A 13,752-nucleotide genomic window follows, 5' to 3' on the forward strand; every position below is an offset into this window, starting at 1 on the left:
GCAACCTTGCGGCAATCCGTAATAACGAGGGCGTCAGCCCGGCGCGATCAGCATTTTCGAAGCGAGTCTCCCCATGAAAAGCCAACCCGATGCCGCCAGTCGTATGGCGGCCGAGGTAGTGACGCAGTTACCGGTGCCCTCGCGGCTCGGTATGCTGCGTTTCGAACGGCTGAATGAAGCAAGCTGGGCGTTGCTGTTCCTCGATCCAAACTGCGAACGCTACTTCGGCCTGCCGGCCGTTGAGCTTTGCTCGCTGGTCAGCTCTCCCTTCGCCAGCCTGATGGAGCCTGAAGCGCGCTATCAGTTGCATGACGCGATCCAACAGCAGTTGGCCCAGGCGTCCCACTATCTGATCCGCTACACACTGCACACCGCCAATGGGCCGATGAACCTGCTGGAGACCGGTGAAGCCTACAGGCAGCACAATCGCCATCTGCTGCGCGGCTATCTGATGGTGGTGGACGACCTGCTGCAGGACGGGCCATCCATGCCGGCCGTGGACCTGGAAACCCAGAACTCCAGGCTCCAGATCGCCCTGGAATTGAATCAACGCGCGCAGCAGGAGCAACTCCAGCACCTGGACCGGGTCCGCGCCCAGCAAGACCTGATCCTGTTGTTGACTCGCCAGCGCTACAGCGCCAACAAATCCCTGCAAGAAGCCGCCGAGCTGATTACGCGCAGCGCGTGTGACATCTACCAGATCGATTGCGCGAGCATCTGGAATCTGGAGGACGGCAAGCTGGTACCGATCTCCGCCTATAATCGCGCCTCCCAGGAACATTTCCTGCCAAAGGTGATCAACGCCAGCGAATTTCCAGACTACATGGAAGCGTTGCAGACCTGCCGCGCCATCGATGCCCATAACGCGATGCGCGACCCTCGCACGCGGGAATTGGCCGAGAACCTCCGGGCCCGGGACGTCAATGCCATCCTCGACGCCAGCATCCGTATCGACGGGCAAGTCGTCGGGGTGCTCTGCCTGGAGCAAGTAGGCGCGACCCGCGCCTGGCAGTCGGACGAAATCGCCTTCGCCGGCGAACTGGCTGACCAATTCGCCCAGGTCATCAACAACCACAACCGCCGCACCGCCACCAGCGCCCTGCACCTGTTCCAGCGCGCCGTGGAACAGAGCGCCAACGCGTTCCTGCTGGTCAATTGCGACGGTGTGGTGGAGTACGTCAACCCAAGCTTCACCGCCATCACCCAGTACACCACCGAAGAAGTTCACGGCCAGCGCCTCTCGGAACTGCCGGCCCTGGAGAACCTCAGCGAACTGCTGTTCGATGCGCCATCGGCCCTGGCCCAGAGCAACAGCTGGCAGGGCGAATTCAAGAGCCGACGCAAGAACCTCGAACCCTACTGGGGCCAGTTGTCGATCTCCAAGGTCTATGGCGACAACCGCGAGCTGACCCACTACATCGGCATCTACGAAGACATCACGCAGACCAAACTGGCCCAGCAGCGCATCGAACGCCTGGCCTACACCGACAACCTGACCAACCTGGGCAACCGTCCGGCTTTTATCCGCAACCTGGATGAACGCTTCGCCCGCGACAGCAATTCGCCCATCAGCCTGCTGCTGGTGGACATCGACAACTTCAAGCGCATCAACGACAGCCTCGGCCATCAGACCGGCGACAAACTGCTGATCAGCCTGGCTCGGCGCCTGCGCAATAGCCTGAGCTCCAGCGGCAGCCTGGCGCGCTTCGCCAGTAACGAATTTGCGGTGCTACTGGACGACACCGACCTTAAGGCCGGCCAACAGATCGCCAGCCAGCTGCTGATGACGCTCGACAAGCCGATGTTCGTCGATAACCAGTTGATCAGCGTGACCGGCTCCGTGGGCCTGGCCTGCGCGCCTTTGCATGGCCGCGACCCACAGACCCTCATGCGCAACGCCGGCCTCGCTCTGCACAAGGCCAAGGCCAACGGCAAGCACCAGGTCCAGGTGTTCACCGAGGCGCTGAACGCCGAGGCCAGCTACAAGCTGTTCGTGGAAAACAACCTTCGACGCGCCTTGACCCAGAATGAACTGGACGTGTTCTACCAGCCCAAGCTGTGTCTGCGCAGCGGTCGCTTGCTGGGCATGGAAGCGCTGCTGCGCTGGAATCATCCGGAAAAAGGCATGATCCGTCCTGACCAGTTCATCAGCGTGGCCGAGGAAACCGGCCTGATCATCCCCATCGGCAAATGGATCGCCCGCCAGGCCTGCCGCATGAGCAAACAGCTGACCGCGGCTGGCCTGGGCAATCTGCAAGTGGCGATCAACCTGTCGCCCAAGCAGTTTTCCGACCCGGACCTGGTGGCCTCGATCGCCAGCATCCTCAAGGAAGAACAATTGCCCGCGCGGCTGCTGGAACTTGAACTGACCGAAGGCCTGCTGCTCGAAGCCACCGAAGACACCCACCTGCAACTCGACCAGCTCAAGCGCCTGGGCCTGACCCTGGCGATGGATGACTTCGGCACCGGTTATTCATCCCTGAGCTACCTGAAGAAATTCCCGATCGACATCATCAAGATCGATCGCAGCTTTATCCATGAAATCCCGGACAACCAGGACGACATGGAGATCACCTCCGCGGTGATTGCCATGGCCCACAATCTGAAGCTCAAGGTCGTGGCCGAAGGCATCGAGACCGCCCAGCAGCTCGCCTTCCTGCGGCGCCACCGCTGTGACGTCGGCCAAGGTTACCTCTTCGACCGGCCGATCCCCGGCGCAGAGCTCGTCGAGAAGCTTAAGCGCTACCCGCGCGGTCCGCTGGTCTGACAGCCGCTTATAGCTTGCAGCGGCTTTTCTGAGGCACACTGACGGTCTATTTCGCTCAACTCAATCTGACTGAGAGGACTGATGATGGTCTTGCGCTCGGAAATCCTGGTGAACAAAAACGTGCTTCCTACTCCCGATCAAGCTCTCCCTGGCCGTGAAACCCCAATGGCCGTGCCGGAAAAACACTTTGTCCTCGACGCGCCGCTGTTGGGCCCATTCGTCACCAATGTGGACTTCGCCATCTTCGGCCTCGGCTGCTTCTGGGGCGCGGAGCGCAGGTTCTGGCAACGGGAAGGCGTTGTCAGCACGGCGGTGGGTTATGCGGGCGGCTTTACGCCAAACCCGACATATGAAGAAGTATGCTCCGGCCTGACCGGCCACAGCGAAGTCGTGCTGGTGGTCTACGAGCCGGAGAAAGTCAGCTATGACGACTTGCTGAAGATGTTCTGGGAATTGCACAACCCGACCCAGGGCATGCGCCAGGGCAACGACATCGGCACCCAGTACCGCTCAGTGATCTACTGCACCACGCCCGAGCAACTGGAAGCGGCGAAGAAGAGCAAGGAAGTGTTCCAGGCTGAGCTGGGCAAGGCCGGGCTGGGAGAAATCACCACCGAAATCGACGAAGCGCCGACGTTTTACTTTGCCGAGGCGTATCACCAGCAATACCTGGCGAAGAACCCTGAAGGCTATTGCGGGATTGGCGGCACGGGCGTGACCTGCCCGATCTGACGGTCGGGCCCTGAAAAGCTTCGTCGGATCGCCGCCCGGAGCCAGCTCGCTCCCACAGGTCCGGTGGCGACATAACTCTTGCGTACGCCTCAGATCCCCATGTGGGAGCGAGCTTGCTCGCGATAGCGGTGGATCTGGGGCGGTGATGTTGGATGTGCCGCCGCCATCGCGAGCAAGCTCGCTCCCACAGGGGCCCGGGGCGGACACAGATGTCGCGTACACCTCGACACCCCATGTGGGAGCGGGCTTGCTCGCGAAGGCGTCCTGCCTGACGACCTGAATGCATCGGCTCAGCGATCAGCTTTCAGCAATCAACCAATCCATCTGCCACCCACCCTGGGTCTGCCCAAGTTTCCTGGACAACCACGGCAGCAGCTCGCGCAGTTCCTCCTCAAGCCCCCACGGCGGATTGGCAATGGCCAGGCCCGAGCCGTTCAGGCTGTTGGGCGTGGCCAGCGGGTGCACCAGCAACTCCACCCGCAACAATTTAGGCGCGCCCGTGCCGGCCAAGTCCTGGTAGAAACGACGCAACATGCGCTGGTCCTTTACCGGGTACCAGATCGCCGCCACGGTCTGGCGCATCCGACTGACGGCTTCCTTGAGCGACGCGGCGCAACGCTGCATCTCATCCAGCTGTTCGAACGGCGGATCGATCAACATCAGAGCGCGCTTCTCTGCCACCGGCAACAACGCACGAGGAACATGCCAGCCTTCGCCCAAGTGGACCGCCACGCGACGGTCGCCCTTCATGTTGTCCTTGAGCAACACGCCGTCCTCCGGATGCTTCTCGTTGAGCAATACTCGGTCCTGCGGTCGGGTCAGGCGCCGTGCCAACTCCGGCGAGCCCGGGTAATAGCGCAACTGGCCGTCCGGGTTCATCTCGCGCAGCACCTTCATGTAATCGGCGGTCAGGGGCGGCAGGTCGTCCTGGTCCCACAACCGTGCGATGCCTTCCAGGTATTCACCGGTACGGCTGGCCTGGTCGCCCTGCAAGTCGTAAAGCCCGATGCCTGCGTGGGTATCGAGGTAGGCGAAGGGCTGCTCCTTGCGCGACATCAAGGCGATGAGGCGGGTCAAGGTCAGGTGTTTGAACACATCGGCGTGATTGCCGGCGTGGAAGGCGTGGCGATAATTCATGGCGGCTCCTGCGAAGGGCGACGAGTTTACCTCGAAGCGCGCCCAACGTCAGGGGTTGGCGGCCGAGTGGACGAACAGCGCCCCGTAGCGAGGGAGCTTGCTCACGCTGCACTGCGCATCTCTGAACTTATCTCCCAAGCGCAGCCAACGGCACGGCACAGGAGCCCTCCTTGCAGCGTTCGCACTCCTCACAGAACGGCGCAGGACTCTTCAAACTGAGTATTTGCGCCAAGGACAGCGGTGGCGCCAGCGCGGCGGCAAGTTTATCCGGAGCGCCCGCTGCAACGGGTTCGGCGCCCATCGCCACCATCGGCGCGCCGCCGACCTGGATGGGTACGCTGCTGAAAATTCCGCCCGGTCCGATGTTGATCCAGTGCCCGCCGGCCTGGATGGTTGCAGTGGCGCCGCCCTCCAGCACGATCTGTTGGCCGGCGCTGACATGAAACCGCCCAGCAGCGCTCAGGGCCTGGTTGGCGACACGGATATGCCGGTCGCCCGTCACCATCAGGTGATCGTCCTGGCGAACTTCGACCTGCCGTCGCCCCCGGGTGATGCGCTGCTCGCCGTCCTTGAGTTCGTGCCGGGACAAGCCGGCAACGAAGATGCTGCGCTCATGATCGACCTGCACGCGCTGGTCATGCAGCACATGCTGAGTCCAGTTGCGCTGGGCTCGAAGGTAGATCTCCTCGGCGCCCTTGCGGTCTTCGATGTGCAATTCGTTGTAGCCGCCACCACCGGGGCTGCTCTGGCTGCGCAGGATACTGCGGGTCTTGTCGGCCGGCAGGTCGAGCGGCAGCGGGTTGGCGCCGTTCGGCAGGCAACCGACCACCAGCGGTTTATCGACGTCGCCGTCCATGAACCCGACCAGCACCTCCATTCCGACCCGAGGAATCATCACACTGCCGTAACGATCGTGCGCCCAGCCGGTGGCCACGCGCAGCCAGCAGCTGGAATGCTCATCACCTGCACCGTCGCGATCCCAGACCAGTTGCACCTTGACCCGCCCGAACTCATCGCAATGGATCTCGCTGCCCACCGGTCCGGTCACTACCGCTGACTGGTAGCCACTGATCGACGGCTTCTTGTGCTGCAAAGGCGGACGGAAAAAAACGTCCCAGGGCGTCGCCAGGAAGGTATTGCCGTAGCCCTGGAATTCACCCGGGCCGACCGAAGCGTTCTCTTCCAGCACTTGCGGCTGCCGGCCACGGTGATCGACCTGCGTCAACAGCCAGAGATCATTCCATTGCGGGCGGGGATGCTCCTCGATGCGCATGAAATGTCCGCTGGCGAAAGCGCTGTCGTCACTGCTGCCCTCCGCCAAAAGGTGCTCCGCGCCGTGTCGCTCGAGGGAACGTCGGGCCAGGTGGCTGCCATCGGCACGGTCGATGAATTGGCCGGGATATTGATAATCCTCAAGCGAAGCTGGCGCTTGCCCACCGAGACCGGTTTGCAGCAGCAGGCCAGGCTTGCGGAAGTCATAGTCGCGTAGCGTCACCGCAGTGGTTCGCGCCTGGTGCCGTACCGCCAGGCGCTTGATGGCCGGCGCAGCGCCAGCCATCCCGCTGCCCGGCAGGTATAGTGTCGACCCGGGTAAACGCTTGAACATCGTCTGGTCGTCGCCAAACACCAGCAGATGCCCGTCAGGGCTGTGCTGGAAGTGGTAATGGATGCCGACCTCGGCACATAGCCGCTCGATGAAGTCCAGATCGCTTTCACCGTACTGCACGCAATATTCACGCTCGGGGTATTGCCCACCCAGACTGAACTGGAATGCATCGGCCAGGATGCCATGATCCTTCAGGACGAGGCCAACGATGGCGGGCACACTCAGATGCTGGAAAATTCGCCGGTTGATGCGATGGCGCAAGTACGCCAGGCGTGGCACGAGGGCGATCTGGTAACGGGTCAGGCGCTTGCCCGAGTCGCCTTGGGCCACGCTGTAGACCTGGCCATGTATCCCACCGCCGCAGCGATCGAAACCCAGGTAAGCCTGGCGATGCAGAAGGTCCTCCAGCACCAGGTCGGGCCGATCGCTGACCAGCTCCAGATCAAAGCAATAGGGTTGGCTGATGGCTTCCTTGCCCTTGAACTCAAGCACCTTGAGGTCATTTGGCCCGCTGTCGAACGCCAGCGTGAAACGTGGTGAATTGGCAGGCGCGAACATCCGATGTGCCTCTGCTGAATGAGACGGGCGATTCTGCACGAGCCACTGGCAGTGTTGATCCATTGTCAGGAAAAACAGATTTCCCCTACACCCAAGAGTCAAAAAGCTGCAAGGCACGCTGCATTTTCCGATGGACAATCCATACACCGCGATCCTGAAAGCCTTCGTACGAAGTAATCAGCTGCTTCTTACACAGCGACCGGCCTTCTATCGCGCAAAGGCGTGATAACGTCGTTTGGTCGTAAAAGCCAAGGACGCAACCATGACCCTCCGCTATACAAAAATCGCCATGATCCTGGCGCTTGCCGCCTTCGCCTTCCTGACCGTGTTCAACAACGTCACGGACTACAGCTCCAACTTCAATTTCGTCCAGCATGTGCTGAGCATGGACACCACCTTTCCCAACAACGCCGCCCGATATCGGGCCATTGACGAGCCCTGGATGTGGCACGGGGCTTATGGGCTGATCATCCTCGGCGAAGCAATCACCACCGTGCTGCTGGCCTATGGCGGGCTGACACTCTGGCGGGCACGCAGGGCGGATGGCCTGGCTTTCAATCGGGCAAAAAAATGGCCCATCGTTGGGCTGACGGTCGGATTCTTCGTCTGGTTTTTCGGCTTCATGGTCGTTGGCGGCGAGTGGTTCCTGATGTGGCAATCCGAGATCTGGAATGGCCAGGATGCCGCGTTCAGGTTCTACATGGCGCTGCTGGGCGTACTGATTTTTCTCAACCAGCCCGACACCTTGGACCCTCAGCCATAAAAAACGGCCCGCTCCAATGGAGGCGGGCCGTTTTTTACTGTTTTGAGCGAGCCGTTGCAGGCTCGCCAAAGCCTTACTGGTTCAAGCGGAAATCTTTCTCAGCCGCTTCGAAGCGCTGCAGCATGCCGGTGGTAGGCGTGCCCATCTTGCTGACGAAGTAGATGGCCAGGCTGGCGAAAATGAAGCCCGGAATGATTTCGTACAGACCCAGCAGCTCGAAATGCTTCCAGACCACCACGGTGATCGCACCGACCAGGATACCGGCCAAGGCGCCGTTGCGAGTCATGTTCTTCCAGACCACGGAGATCAGGACCACCGGACCGAAGGCGGCACCGAAACCGGCCCAGGCGTAGCTCACCAGGCCCAGAACGCGGTTTTCCGGATTCGCGGCCAGGGCGATGGCGATCAGGGCCACCAGCAGCACCATGGCACGGCCGACCCAGACCAGCTCTACCTGGGAAGCGCTCTTGCGCAGGAAAGTCTTGTAGAAGTCTTCGGTCAGGGCGCTGGAGCACACCAGCAACTGGCAGCTCAGAGTGCTCATGACTGCCGCGAGGATGGCCGACAGCAGTACACCGGCAACCCATGGGTTGAACAGGATTTTCGCCAGCTCGATGAATACACGCTCAGGGTTTTCGGTCACTGGACCGGCCACCTCTGGGTTAGCCGAGAAGTACGCGATACCGAAGAAGCCAACGGCAACGGTGCCACCCAGGCACAGGATCATCCAGGCCATGGAGATGCGACGCGCCTTGGCGATCGACTTGACCGAATCCGCCGCCATGAAGCGCGCCAGGATGTGCGGCTGGCCGAAGTAGCCCAGGCCCCAGCCCATCAGCGAGATGATCCCGATGAAGGTGGTGTTTTTCAGCATGTCGAACGAAGTCGCGTCTTTCGCTTCGATCGCCAGGAAGGTGGTATCCACGCCGCCCGTGGCCAGCAGCACGATGATCGGCGTCAGGATCAGCGCGAAGATCATCAGCGTGGCTTGTACGGTATCGGTCCAGCTGACCGCCAGGAAACCACCGATGAAGGTGTAGGCGATGGTCGCGGCAGCACCAGCCCACAGCGCGGTCTCGTAGGACATGCCAAAGGTGCTTTCGAACAAGCGTGCACCGGCCACGATGCCGGAAGCGCAATAGATAGTGAAGAACACGAGGATCACCACCGCAGAGATGATCCGCAGCAAGCCACTGGTGTCTTCAAAACGGCTGGAGAAATAATCCGGCAGCGTCAACGCATCGCCATTGTGCTCGGTCTGGACCCGCAGGCGACCGGCCACGAACAGCCAGTTCAGATAGGCACCGATGATCAGGCCGATGGCGATCCAGCTCTCCGACAGGCCGGACATGTAGATTGCACCGGGCAAACCCATCAACAACCAGCCGCTCATGTCGGAAGCGCCGGCAGAAAGCGCCGTCACGACACTGCCCAGGCTGCGACCGCCCAGGATGTAGTCGGAAAGGTTGTTGGTGGAGCGATAAGCCATCAGGCCGATCAGGACCATGGCTGCGATATAGATCACGAAGGTGATCAGGGTGGGATTGCTAACACTCATGAGTTACGCCCTGGCTTTGTTTTTATGGTGCGGTGGCAGTTGAAAGCGTCGACAACGCGAACGTTGTGCGGACGTTTTGTGGACCCGCGAATTTATGACTGATGTTTCCCCAGGAAAGCCATCAGCCGATGCAGCTCGACCCGGTTTTTGTACCCAGAACCGGTTGCACCTTGGCCGCGAATGCTATTCAACAATCCAAATAAGGTGCAACCAGTTTCGTTCAAATAAGTTGCACCCAGTCGGAATAATCGTACGGATGGCAATTATTGCCCGCTATTGGTGCATCGAAGGAAGCTTTTGCAAGATTTTTCGCACCAAACAGGTGCTCTCATGAAAGGGACTACAGACCATCCGGATGAACTGCTCATAATTTCGACAAAAAACCGGTTGCACCCGGTTGCACCTCCCCCGGCTCGCAGCTAATCTTGCCGCCAGCTGATGCCACGCGGTACGTGGCAAACATGAGGATAAAAATATGGCTACCACCACCCTTGGGGTCAAACTCGACGACCCGACCCGCGAACGTCTCAAGGCGGCCGCGACTTCGATTGATCGCACGCCGCACTGGCTGATCAAGCAGGCAATTTTCAATTACCTGGAGAAACTCGAGGGTGGTGCAACCCTGACCGAGCTGAACGGTTCAAGCCGCGCCGACAATGACGATGCCGGCGAAGTCCAAGCGGACCACGCTCATCAATGCTTCCTGGAATTCGCCGAGAGCATCCTGCCGCAATCGGTCCTGCGCGCCTCCATCACCGCCGCTTACCGTCGCCCAGAGCCGGAAGTGGTGCCGATGCTGATCGAGCAAGCGCGCCTGCCGGCCGAAATGGCCGAAGCCACCAACAAGCTGGCGGCTTCCATTGCTGAAAAGCTGCGTAACCAGAAGAGTGCCGGCGGTCGTGCCGGTATTGTTCAGGGCTTGCTGCAGGAATTTTCCCTGTCGTCCCAGGAAGGCGTGGCACTGATGTGCCTCGCCGAAGCGCTGCTGCGTATCCCGGACAAGGGCACTCGCGACGCGCTGATCCGCGACAAGATCAGCACCGGCAACTGGCAGCCGCACCTGGGCAACAGCCCGTCGCTGTTCGTCAACGCCGCTACCTGGGGCCTGCTGCTGACCGGCAAACTGGTCGCCACCCATAACGAAGCGGGCCTGACCTCGTCCCTGAGCCGCATCATCGGCAAGAGCGGCGAGCCGATGATCCGCAAGGGCGTCGACATGGCCATGCGCCTGATGGGCGAGCAGTTCGTTACCGGCGAAACCATTGCCGAAGCCCTGGCCAACGCCAGCAAGTTCGAATCCAAGGGTTTCCGCTATTCCTACGACATGCTGGGTGAAGCCGCACTCACCGAGCATGACGCCCAGAAGTACCTGGCCTCGTACGAACAGGCTATCCATTCCATCGGCAAAGCGTCTCATGGCCGTGGGATTTATGAAGGCCCGGGCATCTCCATCAAGCTCTCGGCCCTGCACCCGCGCTACAGCCGCGCCCAGTACGAGCGGGTGATGGACGAGCTGTACCCGCGCCTGCTGTCGCTGACTCTGCTGGCCAAGCAATACGACATCGGCCTCAACATCGACGCCGAAGAGGCCGACCGCCTCGAACTGTCCCTGGACCTGCTCGAGCGCCTGTGCTTCGAGCCGCAATTGACCGGCTGGAACGGCATCGGCTTTGTGATCCAGGCGTACCAGAAGCGTTGCCCATACGTAATCGACTATGTGATCGACCTCGCCCGTCGCAGCCGTCACCGCCTGATGATCCGCCTGGTAAAAGGCGCGTACTGGGACAGCGAGATCAAGCGCGCCCAGGTCGAAGGCCTGGAGGGCTATCCGGTGTACACCCGCAAGGTTTACACCGACGTTTCCTACATTGCTTGCGCACGCAAATTGCTGTCGGTGCCAGAAGTCATCTACCCGCAATTTGCCACGCACAACGCCCACACCCTGTCGGCCATCTACCACATCGCCGGTCAGAACTATTACCCGGGCCAGTACGAGTTCCAGTGCCTGCACGGCATGGGTGAACCGTTGTACGAGCAAGTTGTAGGTAAAGTCTCCGAAGGCAAGCTGAACCGTCCGTGCCGTGTGTACGCTCCGGTCGGCACCCACGAAACGCTGTTGGCCTACCTGGTGCGTCGCTTGCTGGAAAACGGCGCCAACACCTCGTTCGTCAACCGCATCGCCGACCAGTCCATTTCCATTCAGGAATTGGTGGCCGATCCGGTGGCAAGCATTGAGCAGATGGCTACCCTGGAAGGCGGTTTTGGCCTGCCGCATCCACGCATCCCGCTGCCACGCGACCTGTACGGCAGCGAACGCGCCAACTCCAGCGGCATCGACCTGGCCAACGAACATCGCCTGGCCTCGTTGTCCTGCGCCCTGCTGGCTACTGCTCACAACAACTGGAAAGCCGCGCCGATGCTCGGTTGCGCCGCCAGCGAAGAAGCGCCGGCGCCGGTGCTGAACCCGGCCGATCATCGCGATGTGGTCGGTCACGTCCAGGAAGCCACGGTCGAAGACGTCGACAACGCCATCCAATGCGCCCTCAACGCCGCGCCAATCTGGCAGGCGACGCCACCGGCCGAACGCGCCGCCATCCTCGAGCGCGCCGCCGACCTGATGGAAGCCGAGATCCAGCCGCTGATGGGCCTGCTGGCCCGTGAAGCCGGCAAGACCTTCGCCAACGCCATCGCCGAAGTACGCGAAGCCGTGGACTTCCTGCGTTACTACGCGGTGCAGGCCCGCAACGATTTCACCAACGATGCCCACCGCCCACTGGGTCCAGTGGTCTGCATCAGCCCGTGGAACTTCCCGCTGGCAATCTTCAGCGGCCAGGTCGCCGCCGCATTGGCCGCCGGCAACCCGGTACTGGCCAAGCCCGCCGAGCAGACTCCGCTGGTAGCGGCCCAGGCTGTACGCCTGTTGCTCGAAGCCGGTATTCCGGAAGGCGTCTTGCAATTGCTGCCGGGCCGCGGTGAAACCGTTGGTGCCCGCCTGGTGGGTGACGATCGCGTCAAAGGCGTGATGTTCACCGGCTCTACTGAAGTCGCCCGCCTGTTGCAGCGCAACATCGCCGGGCGCCTGGACAACCAGGGCCGTCCGATCCCGCTGATCGCCGAGACCGGCGGCCAGAACGCTATGATCGTCGACTCCTCGGCGCTGACCGAACAAGTGGTCATCGATGTGGTGTCTTCAGCCTTCGACAGCGCCGGCCAGCGTTGCTCGGCCCTGCGCGTGCTGTGCCTGCAGGAAGATTCCGCCGACCGCGTCATCGAAATGCTCAAGGGCGCCATGGCCGAATCGCGCCTCGGCAACCCGGAGCGTCTGTCGGTGGACATCGGTCCGGTGATCGACGCCGAAGCCAAGGCTGGTATCGAGAAGCACATCCAGGCCATGCGCGATAAAGGTCGCACTGTGTACCAGATGGCGATTGCCGACAGCGACGAATGCAAGCGCGGCACCTTCGTGATGCCGACGCTGATCGAGCTGGAAAGCTTCGATGAGCTACAACGGGAGATCTTCGGCCCCGTGCTGCACGTGGTTCGCTACAAGCGCAAGGAGCTGGACCAGTTGATCAACCAGATCAACGCCTCCGGCTACGGCCTGACGCTGGGCGTGCACACCCGAATCGACGAGACCATCGCCAAGGTGATCGACAACGTTCATGCCGGCAACGTCTACGTGAACCGCAACATCGTCGGTGCGGTGGTCGGTGTGCAGCCGTTCGGCGGCGAAGGCTTGTCGGGCACCGGTCCGAAGGCCGGCGGCCCGCTGTACTTGTACCGCCTGCTGTCGACCCGTCCTACCGATGCGATCCAGCAATCCTTCGTACGTGGCGACGCCCTGGCCGCGCCAGACCTGCGCCTGCGCGACGCCATGAGCAAGCCGCTGACCGCCCTGCAAACCTGGGCCGACAGCCAGAAGCTTGCCGAACTGAGCGCCCTGTGCGTGCAGTTCGCCGCCCAGTCGCAAAGCGGCATCACCCGCCAGCTCACCGGCCCGACAGGCGAACGTAACAGCTACGCCATCCTGCCCCGCGAGCACGTGCTGTGCCTGGCGGATGTGGAAGGCGACTTGCTTACACAACTGGCAGCCGTACTGGCCGTCGGCGGCTCGGCCGTGTGGCCGGAGTCCGACACCAGCAAGGCCGTGTTCGCACGCTTGCCGAAGGAAATCCAGGCACGCATCCAGCGCGTTGCCGGCTGGACCAAGGACGACGTGCTGTTCGACGCCGTCCTGCATCACGGCGATTCGGATCAACTGCGCGGTGTCTGCCAGCAAGTGGCCAAGCGAGCCGGTGCCATCGTCGGCGTGCATGGCTTGTCCCAAGGCGAAACCAACATCGCGCTGGAGCGCCTGGTCATCGAACGGGCACTGAGCGTCAACACCGCCGCGGCCGGTGGTAACGCCAGCCTGATGACCATCGGCTAAACGCTGCAAACCAGGCATCTGCAATAGGTGCCTGGTCGTCGAAATCCCTGTGGGAGCGAGCTTGCTCCCGATAGCGGTGTGCCAGTTGAAATCATCTCTGACTGACCCACCGCTATCGCGAGCAGGCTCGCTCCCACATTTTTTGATTAGCGTCGCCCCTTCTGCTCCATCACCCAAATCAATCATCCTGTTCAGCCTCCAT

General features: G+C 61.5%; 7 protein-coding genes. 4 read left to right on the forward strand and 3 right to left on the reverse strand.

All coding sequences use genetic code 11. From position 1 onward, the window contains the following. Window positions 1–73: 73 nt before the first annotated feature. Window positions 74–2,767 carry an EAL domain-containing protein gene (locus tag J3P92_RS22955; RefSeq protein WP_434649156.1) on the forward strand — a complete coding sequence of 898 codons (2,694 nt, stop codon included), beginning with the start codon at window positions 74–76 and terminating at the stop codon, window positions 2,765–2,767. Window positions 2,768–2,851: 84 nt separating this feature from the next. Next, window positions 2,852–3,499: a peptide-methionine (S)-S-oxide reductase MsrA gene (msrA, locus tag J3P92_RS22960; protein ID WP_420766136.1), complete on the forward strand. Its 648-nt coding sequence runs from the start codon at window positions 2,852–2,854 to the stop codon at window positions 3,497–3,499. A 297-nt stretch (window positions 3,500–3,796) separates the two neighbouring features. On the opposite strand, the gene J3P92_RS22965 is transcribed toward msrA, so the two are convergent. Further along, window positions 3,797–4,636, reverse strand: coding sequence for a 23S rRNA (adenine(2030)-N(6))-methyltransferase RlmJ (locus tag J3P92_RS22965; protein WP_420766135.1), 840 nt, complete (start codon window positions 4,634–4,636; stop codon window positions 3,797–3,799). Window positions 4,637–4,763: 127 nt separating this feature from the next. Further along, window positions 4,764–6,800 carry a type VI secretion system tip protein VgrG gene (locus J3P92_RS22970; RefSeq protein ID WP_434649158.1) on the reverse strand — a complete coding sequence of 679 codons (2,037 nt, stop codon included), beginning with the start codon at window positions 6,798–6,800 and terminating at the stop codon, window positions 4,764–4,766. A gap of 262 nt (window positions 6,801–7,062) precedes the next feature. On the opposite strand from J3P92_RS22970, the gene J3P92_RS22975 reads away from it, so the two are divergent. Beyond that, window positions 7,063–7,563: a DUF2165 family protein gene (locus J3P92_RS22975; protein ID WP_434649160.1), complete on the forward strand. Its 501-nt coding sequence runs from the start codon at window positions 7,063–7,065 to the stop codon at window positions 7,561–7,563. 73 nt (window positions 7,564–7,636) lie between these two features. On the opposite strand, the gene putP is transcribed toward J3P92_RS22975, so the two are convergent. Continuing rightward, a complete protein-coding gene (putP, locus tag J3P92_RS22980) occupies window positions 7,637–9,121 on the reverse strand; it encodes a sodium/proline symporter PutP (RefSeq protein ID WP_420766132.1) in 1,485 nt (494 codons plus the stop codon). 475 nt (window positions 9,122–9,596) lie between these two features. On the opposite strand from putP, the gene putA reads away from it, so the two are divergent. After that, a complete protein-coding gene (gene putA, locus J3P92_RS22985) occupies window positions 9,597–13,550 on the forward strand; it encodes a trifunctional transcriptional regulator/proline dehydrogenase/L-glutamate gamma-semialdehyde dehydrogenase (RefSeq protein WP_434649163.1) in 3,954 nt (1,317 codons plus the stop codon). Window positions 13,551–13,752 lie beyond the last annotated feature (202 nt).

Origin of the sequence: Pseudomonas sp. D3-27, from assembly GCF_051132165.1 — a bacterium.
Taxonomy (GTDB): domain Bacteria; phylum Pseudomonadota; class Gammaproteobacteria; order Pseudomonadales; family Pseudomonadaceae; genus Aquipseudomonas.